This is a genomic window from Flavivirga aquatica (assembly GCF_001747085.1).
Lineage (GTDB): Bacteria > Bacteroidota > Bacteroidia > Flavobacteriales > Flavobacteriaceae > Algibacter_C > Algibacter_C aquatica.
This window is the reverse complement of sequence record NZ_MDJD01000034.1, coordinates 672240-690326: the sequence shown is the minus strand read 5'-3', so window position 1 is coordinate 690326 and position 18087 is coordinate 672240. Positions and strand designations below refer to the sequence as shown.

The following is an 18087-nucleotide window of genomic DNA, read 5'->3' as shown; positions in this document are numbered from 1 at the left end:
TTATTTTTTTATCCGATTATATTCTTAATATTATGTTGTTGTAAACAACAAGATTTTTTTTTTCTGTAAAACAATTAAAGTCAGACAAACCAATTATGTTATTGAAACAATATTTATTAATGAATAAAATATTTAAAGTATTATTTTATTGGTTTTTAATTTTTACAATGTTTAATTGTAGTAGCACAAGAGAAAATGTAATAATTAATCAATATAAAACAAATTATAATATAATTATAAAATCGGCTAAGGATAACAAAAGGGATATAATAAATATTCAATTTCCTAATAAAGTTGTAATTAAAAATAATTCATTTTATGAAAAATCTTTTAACCAAATTAGGTATATATATGAAAATATACCTATTGGTAGAGATTATAGAATTGGACTCTTTCAGGAAATTGAAAATAATTTAAAAAAGATATCTAATAGTAGTAAGAAAAGTATTTTATCAAAAAAGAACCAAAGCTTTATTATTTACACTAGACATTTTCTAGATTCAACGAAAACTACCCAACAACAATTCAAACCTTATATAAAAAGAATGTTAGCAGAAAATAAAGACACTTTACATATAGGTACGGTAAAAGAGTTTAAAATAAAACATAAAGAATTATTTGAAAAATTAACAAATAACGATAGTATATCTATTCAATTTTTAGATGATGGTAAATTAGGAGAGAGAATAACTGTACCTGTTAAGTGGTAACGAGATTTAGCAGGTGTATTAGTACAGCAACAAAAAGCCGAAATGGATATGTGGCTAGAAGAAGACATGCAAGAAGAAATAGATTTAGCTAAATTAGAAGGGTTAGAAGCTGTAAGAATGGTTATTAATTCGTGGCATCATGATCTTTTTACTTGGGATTTAGAGAAAATCTCAAATGAAACTGCTAATAAATTGTTACAAGGAGATTTTAATACTTTTGATGACCTCTTAAATTACGATTCTAGTATTGAAAGCTATAATGAAAACATTACAATATTATTTAGAAGGTTAAAAAATGAAAATAAAGAAATTCCAGTTGAAATTATTGAATCAATATTTGAATATCCGTAATTACTAATAATTGATTAAAAATGCTTATTTTGTTAAAAAAACAAGTCATGAATATTTTTAGTTTTACCGCCCATTTTGATAGTGAAGAAGCTTGTCGTACTCATTTTAAGCAAGAAAGAGATAAGATAGGAGTTAAATGCCAGCGTTGTGGTCATACTCATCACTATTGGATAAAGGCTGTTTGGAGCTATGAGTGCAAATCTTGTAGAGCCCGTACATCTTTGAGAAGTGGTACTATTATGCAAAATTCTAATCTATCTTTTATGATATGGTATAAGACAATGTTTTTGATGACTACTACCAAGAAAGGATTTTCTTCTAAAGAAATCCAGAAACAGCTTGGTTTAAAAAGGTATGAACCTGTCTGGGCGATGGTTCATAAACTTCGTAAAGCAATGGGTAACAGAGATGCCCGCTATACTTTAGAAGGTATGATTGAAATGGATGAAGGTTATTTTACGGTCGAATCTTCTGAAATAGAGCAACAAAAAGGAAAAAGAGGTCGTGGTGCAGTAGGAAAGCAAAACGTAATGATAATGGCAGAATCCACTCCCTTAGAAGACCCGAAAACCAACAAGAAGGATCGCCAATGTCGCTACTTTAAAGCCAAAGTGCTGACAGATCATAAGGCTGATGGTGTAAATGATACTGTTAAAGAGTCTTTAGACGAACAAAGCATTGTTTTTACTGATAAAAGTACTTCATATGTTGATATTGCTGATTTTGTAGAACTACATATTAGTGAAAAATCAGATAAACAAACTACTAAAGAGACCTTGAAATGGGTACATATTACCATAAGCAATGCCAAACGAAACTTACTTGGAAATTATCACAAAATTAAAGGCAAATACCTACAACTCTACCTAAACGAATTTGTTTACAAACTCAATCGAAGATATTTTGAGGAAAAACTATTCGATAGACTAGTAATAGCTGGAATTACTGGATTATGAGTAAAAACGGATATTCAAAAATCAATATTTATAAATAATTAAATGAAACAAATATTAGTATTAATTATAATTACGTTTTGTTTAGTTAATTGTAGTTCAACAAAAGAATCTATAAAAGTTGAAGTTCATGAATCTAACCAAGATATTATTTTATTTTATAGTAAAAAAATGAATGCTATTTGGGCTATTAGCTTGCCTTTTAATGTGGAAATTATAAATACATTTTCTGAAGACAATGCTTTTTTAAATTATAAATATATGTATGGCAGTGAATTAAAAGGTAAAGCTATGAAAATGTATTTAATAGAAGAAGAAAGGTTATTAAAACAAAGTATTTCAAAAATAAAATATATTGAGGCTAAAAGTTCTAAGGAATATCTAGTTAGATCAAAGCATTTTGTAGATACAACAAAATATAATAGACTTTTTTTTAAACCTTATATAGAAAAAATACTCAGTTTAAAACAAGATACTCTACATATAGGTACAGTTTCAAAGTTTAAACAAAAGCATAAAGAGTTATTTGAGAAACTAACCAAAAACGATAGTATATCTATTCAATTTTTTGATGAAGATAAATTTGGAGAAAAAATAACTGTTCCCGCTAAATGGTAAATGATATATAACAGGCGTATTGGTACAGCAACAAAAAGCCGAAATGGATATGTGGCTAGAAGAAGATGTACAAGAAGAAATAGATTTAGCTAAATTAGAAGGGTTAGAAGCTGTAAGAATGGTTATTAATTCGTGGCATCATGATCTTTTTACTTGGGATTTATTACCTATTTCAATTGAAACAGCTAATAAATTGTTACAAGGCGATTTTGATACTTTTGATGAATTTTATGAATTTAACATCGAAAAAGATTTATCAGGAAATCTTCCCTTTGTATTATATAGAGAAATTACCAATACTAATAGAAATGAAGTTGTTTATATAATAGAAACCATATTTATCAATGAGTAATTATTTAAAAATAATATTCTTATTTTTATTTATAGCCTGTGGCAAAATAAAAAAAGAGACTGTAAAAATAGCTCTACAAGAAACCAATTTTCCTGTATATGCAATATTAAGTAATGATACTAATAGAATTGTTAGAGTGTGTTTTCCAAAAGAAATTAAAATTGAAAATATTTCTTCAAGTGAGAAGTCGTTTATAAAAATAAATTATAAATATAATTCAATATCTACTCCAATAGGGAATTTCATTAAGTTATACAAAAACAAAAATGAGGTTTTAGAAAAAATTTCTAATAACAAAAAAAAGAATATTTTATCAAAAAAAGCTGAAAAATATATATTGTATACCGTTCATTATATAGATGAAAGCACTTTTTTTACAAATCAATTTCAATCTTATAATGAAAAATTGCTAGCAGAACATAAAGATACTCTACATATAGGTACAGTTTCATAATGATTTAGATGAATTTTTGTATAAAGATGATTAAAAAACTAATTCCATTTTTATATCACTACGAGCATAAGGTGTTTCAGTCTCAAGCGGTAGCTCAATAAAACCATATTTTCTATATATATAGATCGCATTTTCAAGTATTCTATTTGAGTATAGTATAAGTTTGGGTAATTCTATTTTTTTAGCATAATTGATACAATATTCCATAAGATACTGATCAATTTTTTGCCCACGATAATTTGGCGAAACTGCCATTTTAGTTAATTCAAAAAGCCCATTACTACCAATAGGCATTAAGGCTACTGTGCCAACAATAGTATTATTTAAGCGTGCAAAAAATATATGTCCACCTTTATTAATAATATGTGTTTCTGGGTTACTTAAAACCTCTTCGTCGTAAGGCTCTACATAAAAATAAGTTTTAAGCCATTCAATATTTAAATTATAGAAGTGTTTAGCGTATTCATTTTTATATAAAATTATATCAATATTTGGTTGTGTAGTTAGTATTTCTACATCATTAATAATACTCTTGCTAAAACTTGTTGTATTAAGTTTGTTTTCTAAAATATTTAAATGCTCTATTAAGGAAGATGAACTTTCTAAGGTGTATTGCTTTATAACCTTATCTATTGTTTTCCATAGAGGTTTTAACCTTAAAAGCTCTTTTTTTCCTTTCTCTGATACATATATTATTTTTTTACGCTTATCTAAAGCTTCAGATTTATATACGATTAATCCTTTATCATTTAATTTATTAATAGCTTGTGTTATTGCTGGTTGGGTAAATTGAAGTGAATTTTGTATTTCTGAATTTGTGACCCCGTTTTTATTCACAATTATTTTAAAAATAGGGAATAGGTAAGGGTCGAAATCTATATTAAAATGATTGTAAACTAATTGAGTTTCTTTCATTAAATATTCACTTACTCGCTTTAATCTTGAACCTAGACCTAATTCACCATAACCTCGTAACGCATCCATAATATTGTTATTTATATAAGTACTTATGCAAATATATAAATTATTTAAATTTAGTAAGTTATTTTATGCTTTAATAAAGTCTGTAATTAAATAGGTGATAAGTTTACCTACTTGACTAGCTGTTTTCTTAGTAGGTGCCGCTTCACAAATATGCAAATATTGTACATTTTCGTGTTTTGCAAAGTAGTTTAAAAATTTTCTGGTTTTGTTAACACTAAAACCACTAGGTGTCATGGCACTACTAGGTATATTCTCAATAGCATCACAATCTATTTCAATTCCAAAAGGGGTTTCAGAAACATGTTTAGAAGCGTTTTCTAGGGCTTTTTTAAACTTTAACTCGTTTCTAACCTCAATAGCTTCAAAGGTGTTATATGCTATAGCTTCGGATTTATTTAATGTATTAAAAATTTTATCTGAAGTATAATTTTCATGCAAGCCAAAGATGTAATAATTTCTTAAAAAACCTTCTGCTAAAGCGTAACTAAAACCATTACCACTGTGACGACCTTCTTCTGCTCTAAAATCGGAGTGCGCATCAAAATTAACAGCATTAATAGATGCTCCTAATGCTAGAGAAGTCCCTTTAATATTTCCGTATGCATTGTTATGACCACCTCCAATAATTATCGGTTTTTTTCCAGCCGAAATAATTTGAAAAATGATGTGAGAAACATAAGTATCGATGGTCTCAACGAGCTTTCTAGCCTTCAAAACATCTTTTTTTAGAGAAATATTTAGTTTAGAAACCTCTAATAACTCAGATGAAAAGTCTAAATGCCCTAAAATTAAAACCTGATTAGCATGTATTAATTCATTATTCTGGATATTTAGTAAAACTTTCAGTGTAGCGTTCCATGCTTTGTAAGTGCCTGTTTTACCATGATTTGAGAACACACCTACGTCTTCTGGTAAACCGATTATTACATGGGTAAGATCTAAATTTCTAAGTTGGTCGTATATATTTGAAATGCTGGATAATGATTTAATATGTTCCCCAAATTTAGATTCACCAGAGCGTTTGTTTAATAGTTTATTTTTAGTAGTATTGTCGAATAAAATGAGCTTATCCATTGTGGGTAAATAAATTTTTAGAATTTTAAAAATAAATTATTATTTATTTATAATTCTGATAAAAATAAAGTATTAAAATTAAACAAGTTGATATTTTTTAATAACATTAAAAACAAGTAATTATGGAAAACAACAAAAAGAGTATGGGGCTTAAGATAGCATTAGGAGTTGCATTAGTTTTATTTTTAGGAACAGCCTTTTATAGCATGAACCTTTATAAGCAATCTAGCAGTGAAAAAAAAGAACTAACTGAACAAAAGCAGTTAGTGATGAATGATTTAAATGCTATGGCTAAGCAGTACGATGAAGCTATTGGAGAGAATGATATAGCAAATAAAAACTTAATTGATGCTAGATCACGTATTCAAGGGTTAATTGACTCTTTAAAGATTTCTGAAACAAATGTAAAGAGCTTATGGAGGTATAAAAGAAAATATGCATCACTTCAAAAAGAGATGAATAAATTATTAGCTCAAAATGATTCTTTAAGAGTAGAGAATTCTTATTTAGCAACATCTTTAGATAGTACAAGAGTACGTTTAGAAGAGCGCAGTATTTTTACAGACTCTTTATTAGTACAAAACAATGCTTTAGCAGAAGTTGTAGAAAATGCAGCTGTTTTAAATACAATTGGTTTAAAAGGTTATGGAGCAATTGAAAGAACTTCAGGTAAATTAATACCAACAGAAAGAGCTAGTAGAGTAGATAAAATTAGAGTATGTTTTACTGTAGCAAAAAACACTTTAGTACAAGCTGGAGATCATGAATTATATGTTCAAGTTATAGATCCTAAAAACACGACATTAGGTTTAAATGAACAAGCTCAGTTTGTTGGAGGTCAAGTTTTTAATTATAGTATAATTAGTAAATTTAACTACGAAAATGCAAACCTTAACATATGTGAGTTTGTAGCTTCAAAAGGAAAAGATAAATTTGAAAAAGGACGTTATGTTGTTAATGTATTTAATGAAAAAGATTTAGTATCTAGCTCAGAATTTACTTTAAAATAAGCAAGCAATACAGAGATATAACTCTTAACAGTTAAAACCTCAAACTTTAAAGTTTGAGGTTTTTTTATTCTATAATTTCATCAAGAAAGAGTAACAAATAAGAGTGTTTTAGCCAAATTGATTAGAATCATTTTTTTAAACGTGAAATTATTGTTAAAAAAATTAACATTTTTTATTGCTAATATTATGTTAAATTATATATTTGACTTGATTTCTTTTTAAATCAGATGATTTATAAGATTGATTAACTAAACAACCAAAAAAAACAGGTAATTTTATTAATTACCTGTTTTTTATTTTATTATGTAGTTTGTACTTATTTTAAGCTACCAACCATATCTTCAGGTTTTACCCAAGCATCATATTCTTTCTCCGTAACATAACCTAAGTTAATAGCTTCTTCTTTTAACGTTGTGCCATTTTTGTGGGCAGTATTTGCTATTTCAGCAGCTTTATAATAGCCTATTTTGGTATTTAAAGCAGTTACAAGCATTAAGGAATTATTTAATAATTTTGTAATAACTTCATTATTTGGTTCGATACCAACAGCACAATTTTCGTCAAAACTAACACAAGCATCACCAATTAATTGAGCAGATTGTAAAATATTTGCTGCCATTACAGGTTTAAATACATTTAATTCATAATGTCCTTGCATACCACCAACAGCAATAGCAACATCATTACCTATAACTTGTGCGCAAACCATTGTTAACGCTTCACATTGAGTAGGGTTTACTTTTCCTGGCATTATTGAACTCCCAGGTTCATTAGCAGGAATTATAAGCTCTCCAATACCACTTCTTGGTCCAGAAGCCATTAATCTAATATCATTAGAAATTTTATTTAAAGAAACAGCTAACTGTTTTAAGGCACCATGAGTTTCAACTATGGCATCGTGAGCAGCTAATGCTTCAAACTTATTAGGAGCTGTTACAAATGGAAGTCCTGTAAATTCTGCAATATATTCGGCAACACGCTTGCTATAGCCTTTTGGCGTATTTAAACCAGTACCAACAGCGGTACCTCCAAGTGCTAATTCACTTAAATGTGGTAATGTATTTTCTAAAGCTTTTATGCCATAATCTAATTGTGCTACATATCCAGAAAGTTCTTGACCAAGCGTTAAAGGTGTTGCATCCATTAAATGTGTACGACCAATTTTTACAACATTTTTAAAATCTTTGGATTTTTTCTTTAATGTATCACGTAATTGTTTAACACCAGGAATAGTCGTTTCAACTACTTTTTTATAAGCAGCTATATGCATACCAGTAGGGAAGGTGTCATTTGAAGATTGTGATTTATTCACATCGTCATTTGGCTGAACAGTTTTTTCTCCTTTTCCTATTGTTTGTCCAGCTAATTGGTGAGCTCTATTAGCGATTACTTCATTAACATTCATATTACTTTGCGTACCAGAACCTGTTTGCCAAATTACTAAAGGAAACTGATTATCATGCTTACCTTCTAATATTTCGTCACAAACTTGTGCTATTAAATCACGTTTCTCAATATCTAAAACTCCAAGCTCACAGTTTGTGTAGGCAGCAGATTTTTTTAAATAAGCGAAACCATATACAACTTCTAATGGCATAGAAGCTGAAGGGCCAATTTTAAAGTTGTTTCTAGAGCGTTCTGTTTGTGCTCCCCAAAGTTTATCGGCAGGTACTTTTACCTCACCCATAGTATCTTTTTCTATTCTATAACTCATTTTAGTTGTGATTTAATTTTAAACCGCTAAGTTAATTCTTTTAGCATGTTTTTTATTATGATTTTTGTTAGTTTTTTATAGAGTTTTTTAAGAATTATATAACACGCATAGCTTTAAAATTATTTGAAAAACAAGTATCTTAGCTAATTACAGATATATTAAAATATTAATTAGATTTAATTATAAAAATTATTAAATAAAAATATTATGGCAACAATTAGATTAGGAGACGAAGCACCAAATTTTACAGCGCAATCAACAGAAGGTACTATAAATTTTCATGATTGGTTAGGAGATAGTTGGGGAGTTTTATTCTCGCATCCAGCAGATTATACTCCTGTTTGTACTACAGAATTAGGAACTGTAGCTAAGTATAAAGCAGATTTTGATAAACGTAATGTAAAAGTGGTAGCACTAAGCGTGGATGGATTAGATTCTCATATTGGTTGGGTTAAAGATATTAATGAAACTCAAGGAACAACAGTTAATTTTCCAATTATAGCAGATGAAGATAGAAAAGTATCTGAGCTTTATGATATGATTCACCCAAATGCAGATAGTAATTTTACTGTACGTTCTGTATTTATTATTGGAGCAGATAAAAAGGTGAAATTAATGATAACATATCCTGCATCTACTGGGAGAAATTTTGATGAATTATTACGTGTGATAGATTCTTTACAGCTAACAGCATATCACAAAGTGGCTACACCAGCTAATTGGAATAATGGTGATGATTGTGTTGTTGTTCCTGCGGTAGCAACAGAAGATATTCCAAGTATATTTCCAAAAGGATTTAAAGAAGTGAAGCCTTATTTAAGGTTAACGCCACAGCCAAATTTAGATTAATAAAAAAGACTGTTAATAAATTTTAATTTGATATTGTATAACACATACCTTTGCAGTATCTTTGCTACAGATTTTTTTAAAGACAATTACAATTATGTTTGATTTTGATCAATATTTAGGATTTTTAGCTTTTTTAACCATTTTAACTATAGGATTTTGGTTAATGATATTTTTATTAACTTTTGTTATTCCTTACTGGATAGGAGGTTCTTTAATTGAAAGATTTAAAGAAATAAAAGAAGAGAAAAAAGCTAAGCGTCAAGCTTAATGATAAATATAAAATATGAAAAAGGAAGCTAATTTAGCTTCCTTTTTTTATACATTATGTTTTTATAGTATTATGGCTAATTTATTTCAGCCATTTTGAAATTTATTTATTGTTACATTTCGTCATCTCCACCATGCGAGCCTCCATTACGCTCCATTTTTTTCTTTTGATTAAACCTGTAGGTAAATGATAAGTTATAAGTACGACCACCTCTAAATTGAATTTCTTGATCTGTAGTAAAGTTTTCTGCTATAATATGATTTTTAGAAATTCTACTATTAAATAGATCTCTAACATTAAAAGCAATAGAAGCTTTGTCTTTAAATAAATCTTTGCTAAAAGCTAAGTTTGTAGAAAATCTCCCTTTTCTATCATTTTGAGCATCAGATACAGGACCTCTATAGTTCATGTTAGTTTGCCAATCTATACTGTATGGTAATGTGAGCTTATTAGTTAAACGAGCAGACCACGTTAAATTATCCGAACCTAAATCAATACCATTAAAAGCACCTTCTATTTCTTGCTTGAAAATATTAAAATCGGTATTAACTCTCCATTTTCGTGATGGACTATAATTTAAATTAAATTCTAAGCCGTAACGATTATTAGTTGCAATATTAACAGGACCTCTAAGGATTACTGGAAACGTTTCATTATCTATAATAACTGTTTCACCAGTTCTTCTACTAACAAAAGAAATAACGTTTGTTGAATGTGAATAATACACAGCGGTACTTAAAGTAAAATGATTAAAACGGTTTAAATAACCAAGTTCAAATTTATCGGTATAAGTTGGATCTAAATCTGGATTACCTTGAAAAACATTAGTTAGACTAGATCTAGAAGGGAAGGGGTTTAGCATAAAACCTCGAGGTCTTCTCAATCTACGATTGTATCCTAAAGACAAGTTTTGATCATCACTTATTTCATAATTTAAGTTCACAGTAGGAAATAAACCCGTAAGGCTCTTCTTTTTAAAATCACCACTTGTTGGTTGGTCTAAAGTGGTTCTTGTATTTTCTAAACGTAAGCCTAATAAATATGAAAATTCACCAATTTTGCTACCAAATTGAAGATAAGTAGCTGTGATATATTGTCTAAAATTAAATGTATTAGTAAGGTTATTATCTATTTCAAAACTACCCGAATTAGTATTTAATAATTCAACTATGTAATCTGTAGTTCTATCACTAAAATCGCCACGATATCCTATTTCAAATTGGCTATTTTTGCCAATAGGTAGTACATAATCAGATTGTAATAAAATTTTTCTTTGTCCTTCTATGGTTGCTACTTTATCTGTATTTGTACCATCAACATTTATTAATGAATTTTCATCTTCATCTGAATCTTCATATTGAAAATCGAAAGTTAATTTATGTCCACTTTTTTCAAAGTTCTTGATAAAATTTAATGAATATTGCAAAGTTGTATTATCACTTTTTTCTGGGTCTAATCTTATATTTCTACTTGTTTCTCCTGTAATTTTATCTAATGAAACAAGATTGTTAATTGAGTTATTCTTATTATCATTATTACGATAAATAAAAGCAGAAGTTAATGAAGCAGAATCGTTTATATACCATTCTAAGCCTGTGTTTGTTGTAATTCCTTTTCTTATATCTGTCCAGTCTCTTTTTTCATCTAAATCTGGAGTATTTATATCATTGTATTTTACATCATTATACCAATGACCAATGGACTCGTTGTATCTGTAGGATGTTGTGTTAAAAAAATTAATGTCTCCTGTTCTATAATTAACATTACCAGAAATACCAGCGGCATCTGGATAACCAACATTAGCTGTTATAGAACCATTGAGACCTTGTAATTTACTTCGCCTTAAAATAATATTTAAGATGCCAGCAGTTCCTTCAGATTCATATCTAGCAGAAGGAGACGTAATCACTTCTACTTTTTCAATAGCGTCAGCAGGAAGTTGGCGTAAAGCATCTGTAGAATTAAGTCCGACGAGCCCCGATGGTTTACCGTTGATAAGAATTCTAACATTATCATTTCCTCTTAAAGCGACATTACCTTCGGCATCTACAGAAACAGAAGGTACATTATCTAATACATCGCTTACGTTACCACCACTAACAGTGAGGTCTTTACCAACGTTGTATATCTTTTTATCTAAACGCACTTCAACTGTTGTACGTTCTGCAATAATTTCTACCTCGCCTAAAGATTCAAAATCTTCTTCAAGAGCTATTATTCCAATAGTTTCAGGTTGTCTAATTTTTTTGTCTGGAATAGTGATTGTTTTAAAGGCGATGTACTCTATAGTTACATCATACATTCCTGTTAATACAGGAATGCTAAAATTTCCTTTTTGATCGGTAATACCACCTGTAACTATTTTGTTTTGACGTTTACTAAAGAAAGCTATGGTAGCGTATTCTAAAGGCTGTTTAGTTGCCTTGTCTATTACTGTTCCTGTTATTAAGACTTCTTTTCGTTCTGGTCTTTGAGCTATTAGGGTGTAAGAAAATAAGCTAAGAAGAATAAAAGAAATTAAGTATTTCCGCATGGAGTTGATTTTAGAATTTTTTGACGGTAAAATTAAGTGGAGGTTTAATCTTTAACCGTTAAATGTTTGTTAAACTAAATATGTGATGTTTGGAATGCTTTGGTTATAAATATTACTCAAAATTTAAACCTTAGATATAGATTTGTTATCTATAATTATTTATGATGAAGGAAGCTCAATTGAAAACAACAGTAAATTATACTAGTAACAGTGTTTAAAAGCGAATGTATAACCTAAAATAGGTTTAGGTCTTTTAGGTTATACAAAAGAAATAAAAGTATTTTTTTTGATTAAATAATGTTTAATATCAATTCTGGAGGTCTACCAATAACGGCTTTATTTCCATTTATAATTATTGGACGTTCTATAAGCTTAGGGTTTTCAACCATTGCAGTTATAACTTGAGCATCGCTTAAATTTTTATTTTTGAAATTAGTTTTCCAAATAGCTTCATTTTTTCTAACTAAGTCTATGGGACTAATACCAAGAAGTTTAATTATATCTGTTAATTCCTCTTTATTAAGAGTATTATCAAGATATTTAACGACTTCAAATTCTTTTCCAGATTCTTCGAGGATTTCAAGTCCGCAGCGTGATTTGCTACATCTATTGTTGTGATATATTTTAATCATTATAAGTTTATATTATAATTTTTCAATTGATCAATAAGTGCTTCAGGAGATTTAAAATGAATACCATTTATGCCTAGATTATTAGCAGCTTCTATATTTCTTAAATTATCATCAATAAAAATAGCATTCTCAGCAGTAATATTGAATCTGTCTAGGGTGATATTGTATATGTCATCAAAAGGTTTTCTAGTTTTTTCTTCACCAGAAACTACAATACCTTCAAACCAATGTAAAAAATCAAACCTATTTAAAGCAATAGGGAAGGTTTCTGCACTCCAGTTTGTTAAGGCTACGACTTTATAATTTTCATGTTTAATAAATGTCTCTAAAATTTTAACAGTACCTTCTATAGCACCTCCAAGCATTTCTACCCATCTACCATAAAACATTCTTATCAACTTTTCGTACTCAGGAAAAAGCGCTATTCTATCTTCAGTAGCTTGAGCCATGGAATATCCTGCATCTTGATTTTCATTCCAATCGCTAGTGCAAACATAATCAAAAAACCACTGCATTTTTTCTCGATCTCCATTGAATTCATTTAGAAAAACGTATTCTGGATTCCAATCGATAAGTACACCTCCAAGGTCAAATATTATAGTATCTATTTTATTCATAATTGGTTGTCGTCTTCTACTTTTTGTCCCATCATCATTAAATAAGATTTTAAGAATTCGTCTATATTTCCATCCATTACAGAATCAACATTACCAGTTTCATGGGTGGTTCTTACATCTTTAACAAGCTTGTATGGGTGCATTACGTAATTACGGATTTGACTTCCCCATTCAATTTTCATTTTGCCAGCTTCAATATCTTCTCGTTGCGCTAATTGTTTTTGAAGTTCAATTTCATATAATTGAGATTTAAGCATTTGCATAGCTCTAGATCTATTGTCGTGTTGAGAACGTGTTTCTGAACATGAAATTTGAATCCCTGTTGGTTTATGGGTTAATTGAACTTTAGTTTCAACCTTATTTACATTTTGACCACCAGCTCCACTAGAACGAGCTGTAGTAATTTCAATATCTGCAGGGTTAATTTCAATTTCTATAGTATCATCAACAAGTGGGTATACATAAACAGAAGCAAAACTAGTATGGCGTTTAGCATTACTATCAAAAGGCGATATTCTCACCAATCGGTGTACGCCGTTTTCTCCTTTTAACCAGCCAAAAGCAAAGTCACCTTCAATTTCTAGAGTAACAGTTTTTATACCAGCAACATCACCTTCTTGAAAGTTAAGTTCTTTAACTTTAAAGCCACTTTTTTCAGCATACATTAAGTACATACGCATAAGCATACTTGCCCAATCGCAAGACTCAGTACCACCAGCACCTGCAGTAATTTGTAGTACAGCACTAAGACCATCACCTTCTTCAGATAACATGTTTCTAAACTCGATATCTTCAAGTAGAGTAGCTGTGTTATTATACTGTTCTTGAACTTCTTCTGCTGTAGATTCTCCTTCTTTATGAAACTCATAAAGTATGTCTAAATCTTCAATAAGTGTTTTTGCAGTATTATAATCTTTTACCCATTTTTTCTTTACTCGTAGCGTTTTCATAATCGCTTCTGCAGCTTTTGGATCGTTCCAAAAATTAGGGTCGAAGGTTTGTTCTTCTTCGTTGTGTATTTCTATAAGTTTGGCATCTATGTCAAAGATAGTGCCTTAGTTTGTCAAGGCGGGTATTAAGATCTTTAATTTGATCGGATGTTATCATAAATTTGATTTTATTTTGAACAAAAATAGGGTTAATTATTATTACTAGGAATATGATAAATGTATTTATATGTGAAAATTAAGAATGACATCGAATTTATTTATTAATTTAACTTGATAATGCTAATTTTAATATTGAACTGATTTTGACTTTTTCTATTTCCTAAAAAATAACTATAATTTTATGAAATTGAGTGTTTTAATTCCTATGTATAATGCCAATCTTTATATTGCTAACTGTCTTGAAAGTCTAATAAATCAAGATTTATCCAAAAAAGATTATGAAATAATAATTATGGATGATGGCTCTAAAGATAATTGTAAAGACATTGTTAAAGATTATTTAGAAAAACATGAGCATATTTCTTTGTATGTTGAGCGTAATGTTGGATCGGACTCAACAAGAAATAAGCTATTAAAGTTAGCTAAGGGTGATTATGTTTATTTTTTGGATGCCGATGATTATCTTGTTTACAACTCATTAGGTGGAATATTAGAATATGCTTCAAAAAACGATTTAGACTTGATAGGGTTTGATACTTTAGAAACTTCAAATTTAAAAGCGTTTAAATTAAAGAAAGGTGATGCTGTTAATAATCAAACACTAACAATGAGGGGGCTAGATTATATTAAAGAAAACAAGCATTTACGACATGAAGTTTGGTGGTATTTTGTAAAAAGAAAATTATTAATTAATAATAATATAAGTTTTGATGAAAGTGGGAATAATGCTGATGTTATTTTTACATTAAAAGCACTATTAAAGTCAAGTAGAATGGCTTATAAGTCAATACAGATACATAGGTATGTGCAAACTACAACCTCGGTGATGCGTGATAAAAGCGTTGAAAAAAAGAGAAAACTAATAGATTCTATGTATTTAATGATACTTAGTTATAGTCGTTTAATTAATACTATTGAAAATGAGGGTATTAAAGATCGGGAGATTATTATTAGTAATTTAAAATATAGAAGAGATGTGTTTACTTTTTTTAATATTATAAACATGATAAGAGAAAAGTATAGAAAAAAAGATGTTAGTGAAAGACTAAGTGAATTTATAGATGTTAAAGCTTACCCTATAAATTATTTTACATTAGAAGAATATAATACATTGAAATTTAGGTTTTTAAATAGGCTTGTAAATAATAAACCAGTTTTATTAAACTTGATTGCTTTGAGAAATAAATTTTAGCATAATTTATTCCTGTTTATAAAATCAAGGAAGTCTTATTAATTGTTTTTTATAAAGAAGCCTGATTGGGTAAAGTAATACATAAAAAAGCCATCTATTATTAAATATGATAGCAGATATTTTTACTTTATAATGAGAATAGACTTCTGCTATTGATTTTCTTTTAAAAGGATACGCGTTTATCTTGTTAAGGTTATTTAATATTTTATTAATATTTTTAATTGAAATATCCGAGCGTATTAATTTATAAAACATAAAATAAGTATTTAGGGAAGAGGTATATTTTATGTTCTCTATAATTTTTAGATATTCTGAGTCTTTTATTTCTAAAACATCATTAGTAAGGTTGTTTAATCTATGTACTAAGCTAACGTAACCGGCTATTAACTTCCTTAAATGTGGTTGCGATTCATTATTCATTATAGAATTAGGGTTTTTAACATACCTATGTACGTCAATTGGTAAAAATGCAAATCGTTTAGCATTCATTAATATTCTAAAAGTAAAAATAACGTCTTCTAAAAATTTGCCTTCTTCAAATTGAAATCCAGTTTTTTGTAAATATTCATTTTTTATAATATACCACCAGGCCTCATACCTATGTTGCTTGTTATTAAGCATAAAATCCACTCCTTTTGTTACGGTAACTTTAGGAATGTTTTTGGTTGAAGATGAAAATAAATTTAATTTTTCGGTTTCGTTTGTTTTAAAACCTAAAAGATCTAAATTGAACTTGATTAAATGATCTAACACGATATTTAAAGTGTTATAAGCAAGATAATCGTCAGAATCAATAAAATAAATATAATCACCCTTAGCTAGTTTCATACCTTTATTTCTAACAGCTCCAAGTCCTTTATTTTGTTGGCTATATATAGTTACATTCTTGTAAGGTTTTTTAAATTCTTCAATTAGTTTTATGCTATTATCTGTAGATCCATCATTTATTACAATTATTTCATAATCGGCTTGATTTAAACTTTGATTAATCAAGCTATTTAGACATCTGCCTATATGTTCTTCTGCATTATAACAGGGGACAACAATGCTTAACTTCATAGTACATTTAATTTATTTATAACTAAGCTAATACTATTAATTATTTGGTAGCATAATTAATAGTTTAAAACCTAAATTAATCTTTGTAAAGTAAGGTTTTTCTTGTTTTATTTTTTAAATTGCTGAAAAATAAATGATTATGGTTAAAAAAAATGATTTACTTTTTTTAGATGAACCCTATAAAATTAATCGAAAATTAGCTAAAATTATTTTCATTTCACCAATAATAATAACTGCTTTTATTATTTTTATATTTATTATTCCTTCAACAAGAAGTTTTGGTTTTTGGTTGCTTGATGAAAATAACCCTATAGAAATATTAACTTTTTTAGTTTTTTTTATAGGAGGTATTTATGGTGTTGTTAAAGCAATTAAATTCTCGAAAGTATTAGGGATTGGACCAACATTATTTTATCTTATATTTTCATTTTTTTTAATTCTCATAGCTATGGAAGAGATTGCGTGGGGACAATGGTTTTTTCATTTTGAAACTCCAAAAGATTGGCAAGATATAAACGTTCAAGGTGAAACAACGCTTCATAATATCTCGGCAATACAAGGGCAAAATGATACGCTTCGTTTTATTTTTGGTATGGGAGGCCTAACAGGAATACTATTTAGATATTATAAAGTATTACCCCAAATAAATGTACATTTTGTTTTGTTTTCATGGTTTTTAATAATTGCATGTTACGCTGCATTAGATATAATAACAGATAATATAGTTATAGATTCAGGAGTTTTACATGCCATTTATGCTATAACAGAGGTTATTGAATTATTAATTGCAGGAAGTGCATTTTTATATTTATTATTGAATTTTAGAGTCTTGAAAATGAACCCCAGTAATAATTAAAATTAGTTTTAGAGCTTTCAATTACTATTAAATGGAAAAAATATTTAATCTTATTTATTCAAGTAATCAGTATAAAATAACTAGGAAAAGTACCAAAGTTATTTTTATAGCTCCATTTGTTTTAATTTTTGTTGTTGCAGGTATTTTATTAGTCCCTTTAACAAGAAGTTATGGGTTTTGGTTATTAGAAGAAAATGGTCCAGTAGAAATGTTGACTTTTATTATTAGTATGATTGGAGGCGTTTATGGTATATTTTTTATTCTGAAAAATCACAAAATTTTAGGAGTAGGAGCGATAATTTTTTATAGCATATTTTCATTTTTTTTAATTCTTATAGCCATGGAAGAAATTGCTTGGGGGCAGTGGTTTTTCCATTTTGAAACCCCGGAAAATTGGGCGAAAATTAATGTACAAGGGGAAACAACATTGCATAATTTAAAAGGAATTCAAGGAGAGAATGGTTATCTCCGATTTGGATTTGGTTTAGGAGGTTTCTTTGGTGTGCTTTTAAAGTATTTTAATAGGTTAAACAAAATAAACGCTCCTTTTTGTTTAATCTCTTGGTTTATAATATTTATGCTTTGGACGAAACTCGATGTTTTGACAGATAGATTGACTTTAGATTCTGGAGTACTAAATGCGTCATACGAAATGACAGAACTCATAGAATTACTTATTGTAGGAAGCGCTTTTTTATATTTATTGTTAAATTTTAGAATGCTAAAATTTAATAAATAAGAATAAATGATTT

General features: G+C 28.5%; 20 protein-coding genes. 12 read left to right on the top strand and 8 right to left on the bottom strand.

From position 1 onward, the window contains the following. The first annotated feature begins 119 nt into the window (after window positions 1-119). The 6 genes from A8C32_RS09145 to A8C32_RS09120 are packed head-to-tail and all read left to right on the top strand — an operon-like array spanning window position 120 to window position 3438. Window positions 120-710, top strand: a complete 591-nt coding sequence (locus tag A8C32_RS09145) for a hypothetical protein (protein WP_069830117.1) — start codon at window positions 120-122, stop codon at window positions 708-710. A gap of 42 nt (window positions 711-752) precedes the next feature. Beyond that, entirely contained in the window at window positions 753-1061 is a 309-nt protein-coding gene (locus A8C32_RS09140; protein WP_069830116.1) for a hypothetical protein, read from the top strand. A 47-nt stretch (window positions 1062-1108) separates the two neighbouring features. After that, window positions 1109-2017, top strand: coding sequence for an IS1595-like element ISAlg2 family transposase (locus A8C32_RS09135; protein ID WP_069828596.1), 909 nt, complete (start codon window positions 1109-1111; stop codon window positions 2015-2017). A 42-nt stretch (window positions 2018-2059) separates the two neighbouring features. After that, the gene (locus tag A8C32_RS09130) at window positions 2060-2632 is read left to right on the top strand and encodes a hypothetical protein (RefSeq protein WP_069830115.1); all 573 of its coding nucleotides are present in this window, start codon (window positions 2060-2062) and stop codon (window positions 2630-2632) included. 43 nt (window positions 2633-2675) lie between these two features. Continuing rightward, the gene (locus A8C32_RS09125) at window positions 2676-2984 is read left to right on the top strand and encodes a hypothetical protein (RefSeq protein WP_069830114.1); all 309 of its coding nucleotides are present in this window, start codon (window positions 2676-2678) and stop codon (window positions 2982-2984) included. Next, on the top strand, window positions 2977-3438 hold the full coding sequence (locus A8C32_RS09120; RefSeq protein ID WP_069830113.1) for a hypothetical protein: 462 nt from the start codon (window positions 2977-2979) through the stop codon (window positions 3436-3438). The genes A8C32_RS09125 and A8C32_RS09120 overlap by 8 nt, the downstream gene beginning before the upstream one ends. Window positions 3439-3468: 30 nt before the next feature. Here the strand turns inward: A8C32_RS09120 and A8C32_RS21350 are convergent, their stop codons facing one another. Together A8C32_RS21350 and A8C32_RS09110 are read right to left on the bottom strand one after the other, a co-directional pair. After that, entirely contained in the window at window positions 3469-4422 is a 954-nt protein-coding gene (locus tag A8C32_RS21350; RefSeq protein ID WP_349267237.1) for a bifunctional helix-turn-helix transcriptional regulator/GNAT family N-acetyltransferase, read from the bottom strand. A 63-nt stretch (window positions 4423-4485) separates the two neighbouring features. Continuing rightward, window positions 4486-5496, bottom strand: coding sequence for a formimidoylglutamase (locus A8C32_RS09110; protein ID WP_069830112.1), 1011 nt, complete (start codon window positions 5494-5496; stop codon window positions 4486-4488). A 122-nt stretch (window positions 5497-5618) separates the two neighbouring features. On the opposite strand from A8C32_RS09110, the gene A8C32_RS09105 reads away from it, so the two are divergent. Next, complete coding sequence (locus A8C32_RS09105) at window positions 5619-6506, top strand: DUF8428 domain-containing protein (protein WP_069830111.1); 888 nt, start codon at window positions 5619-5621, stop codon at window positions 6504-6506. 316 nt (window positions 6507-6822) lie between these two features. Here the strand turns inward: A8C32_RS09105 and fumC are convergent, their stop codons facing one another. Further along, entirely contained in the window at window positions 6823-8220 is a 1398-nt protein-coding gene (gene fumC / locus A8C32_RS09100; RefSeq protein ID WP_069830110.1) for a class II fumarate hydratase, read from the bottom strand. 207 nt (window positions 8221-8427) lie between these two features. On the opposite strand from fumC, the gene A8C32_RS09095 reads away from it, so the two are divergent. Both A8C32_RS09095 and A8C32_RS20580 read left to right on the top strand, forming a co-directional pair. Next, window positions 8428-9069, top strand: coding sequence for a peroxiredoxin (locus A8C32_RS09095; RefSeq protein WP_069830109.1), 642 nt, complete (start codon window positions 8428-8430; stop codon window positions 9067-9069). 94 nt (window positions 9070-9163) lie between these two features. Next, the gene (locus A8C32_RS20580; RefSeq protein ID WP_165605814.1) at window positions 9164-9337 is read left to right on the top strand and encodes a hypothetical protein; all 174 of its coding nucleotides are present in this window, start codon (window positions 9164-9166) and stop codon (window positions 9335-9337) included. Window positions 9338-9449: 112 nt separating this feature from the next. Here the strand turns inward: A8C32_RS20580 and A8C32_RS09090 are convergent, their stop codons facing one another. The 4 genes from A8C32_RS09090 to prfB all read right to left on the bottom strand — a co-directional run bounded on the left by A8C32_RS09090 (window position 9450) and on the right by prfB (window position 14226). Continuing rightward, window positions 9450-11870, bottom strand: coding sequence for a TonB-dependent receptor (locus A8C32_RS09090; RefSeq protein ID WP_069830108.1), 2421 nt, complete (start codon window positions 11868-11870; stop codon window positions 9450-9452). 290 nt (window positions 11871-12160) lie between these two features. After that, entirely contained in the window at window positions 12161-12502 is a 342-nt protein-coding gene (gene arsC / locus A8C32_RS09085) for an arsenate reductase (glutaredoxin) (RefSeq protein ID WP_069830107.1), read from the bottom strand. Further along, a complete protein-coding gene (locus tag A8C32_RS09080; protein WP_069830106.1) occupies window positions 12502-13119 on the bottom strand; it encodes an HAD family hydrolase in 618 nt (205 codons plus the stop codon). Before A8C32_RS09080 ends, arsC begins: the two co-directional genes overlap by 1 nt. Further along, a protein-coding gene (gene prfB / locus A8C32_RS09075) for a peptide chain release factor 2 (RefSeq protein WP_123803371.1) occupies window positions 13116-14226 on the bottom strand; the annotation gives its coding sequence in 2 pieces (ribosomal slippage) (window positions 13116-14162 and window positions 14164-14226; 1110 coding nt in all). Before prfB ends, A8C32_RS09080 begins: the two co-directional genes overlap by 4 nt. A gap of 183 nt (window positions 14227-14409) precedes the next feature. Between prfB and A8C32_RS09070 the strand changes: the two genes are divergently transcribed. Continuing rightward, window positions 14410-15420 (top strand): glycosyltransferase, encoded by a 1011-nt coding sequence (locus tag A8C32_RS09070; protein WP_069830104.1) that lies wholly within the window; start codon window positions 14410-14412, stop codon window positions 15418-15420. 24 nt (window positions 15421-15444) lie between these two features. On the opposite strand, the gene A8C32_RS09065 is transcribed toward A8C32_RS09070, so the two are convergent. Continuing rightward, window positions 15445-16479 carry a glycosyltransferase family 2 protein gene (locus A8C32_RS09065; protein WP_069830103.1) on the bottom strand — a complete coding sequence of 345 codons (1035 nt, stop codon included), beginning with the start codon at window positions 16477-16479 and terminating at the stop codon, window positions 15445-15447. Between the two features lie 139 nt (window positions 16480-16618). On the opposite strand from A8C32_RS09065, the gene A8C32_RS09060 reads away from it, so the two are divergent. Together A8C32_RS09060 and A8C32_RS09055 are read left to right on the top strand one after the other, a co-directional pair. Beyond that, the gene (locus A8C32_RS09060; RefSeq protein WP_123803369.1) at window positions 16619-17335 is read left to right on the top strand and encodes a hypothetical protein; all 717 of its coding nucleotides are present in this window, start codon (window positions 16619-16621) and stop codon (window positions 17333-17335) included. Between the two features lie 31 nt (window positions 17336-17366). After that, window positions 17367-18074, top strand: a complete 708-nt coding sequence (locus tag A8C32_RS09055; RefSeq protein ID WP_069830101.1) for a hypothetical protein — start codon at window positions 17367-17369, stop codon at window positions 18072-18074. Window positions 18075-18087: the final 13 nt, after the last annotated feature.

Bases quoted from the DNA above. Each gene is read 5' to 3' on its own strand.
- A8C32_RS09145 (WP_069830117.1), top strand. From the start codon at position 120: ATGAATAAAATATTTAAAGTATTATTTTATTGGTTTTTAATTTTTACA.
- A8C32_RS09140 (WP_069830116.1), top strand. From the start codon at position 753: ATGGATATGTGGCTAGAAGAAGACATGCAAGAAGAAATAGATTTAGCT.
- A8C32_RS09135 (WP_069828596.1), top strand. From the start codon at position 1,109: ATGAATATTTTTAGTTTTACCGCCCATTTTGATAGTGAAGAAGCTTGT.
- A8C32_RS09130 (WP_069830115.1), top strand. From the start codon at position 2,060: ATGAAACAAATATTAGTATTAATTATAATTACGTTTTGTTTAGTTAAT.
- A8C32_RS09125 (WP_069830114.1), top strand. From the start codon at position 2,676: ATGGATATGTGGCTAGAAGAAGATGTACAAGAAGAAATAGATTTAGCT.
- A8C32_RS09120 (WP_069830113.1), top strand. From the start codon at position 2,977: ATGAGTAATTATTTAAAAATAATATTCTTATTTTTATTTATAGCCTGT.
- A8C32_RS21350 (WP_349267237.1), bottom strand. From the start codon at position 4,422: ATGGATGCGTTACGAGGTTATGGTGAATTAGGTCTAGGTTCAAGATTA.
- A8C32_RS09110 (WP_069830112.1), bottom strand. From the start codon at position 5,496: ATGGATAAGCTCATTTTATTCGACAATACTACTAAAAATAAACTATTA.
- A8C32_RS09105 (WP_069830111.1), top strand. From the start codon at position 5,619: ATGGAAAACAACAAAAAGAGTATGGGGCTTAAGATAGCATTAGGAGTT.
- fumC (WP_069830110.1), bottom strand. From the start codon at position 8,220: ATGAGTTATAGAATAGAAAAAGATACTATGGGTGAGGTAAAAGTACCT.
- A8C32_RS09095 (WP_069830109.1), top strand. From the start codon at position 8,428: ATGGCAACAATTAGATTAGGAGACGAAGCACCAAATTTTACAGCGCAA.
- A8C32_RS20580 (WP_165605814.1), top strand. From the start codon at position 9,164: ATGTTTGATTTTGATCAATATTTAGGATTTTTAGCTTTTTTAACCATT.
- A8C32_RS09090 (WP_069830108.1), bottom strand. From the start codon at position 11,870: ATGCGGAAATACTTAATTTCTTTTATTCTTCTTAGCTTATTTTCTTAC.
- arsC (WP_069830107.1), bottom strand. From the start codon at position 12,502: ATGATTAAAATATATCACAACAATAGATGTAGCAAATCACGCTGCGGA.
- A8C32_RS09080 (WP_069830106.1), bottom strand. From the start codon at position 13,119: ATGAATAAAATAGATACTATAATATTTGACCTTGGAGGTGTACTTATC.
- A8C32_RS09070 (WP_069830104.1), top strand. From the start codon at position 14,410: ATGAAATTGAGTGTTTTAATTCCTATGTATAATGCCAATCTTTATATT.
- A8C32_RS09065 (WP_069830103.1), bottom strand. From the start codon at position 16,479: ATGAAGTTAAGCATTGTTGTCCCCTGTTATAATGCAGAAGAACATATA.
- A8C32_RS09060 (WP_123803369.1), top strand. From the start codon at position 16,619: ATGGTTAAAAAAAATGATTTACTTTTTTTAGATGAACCCTATAAAATT.
- A8C32_RS09055 (WP_069830101.1), top strand. From the start codon at position 17,367: ATGGAAAAAATATTTAATCTTATTTATTCAAGTAATCAGTATAAAATA.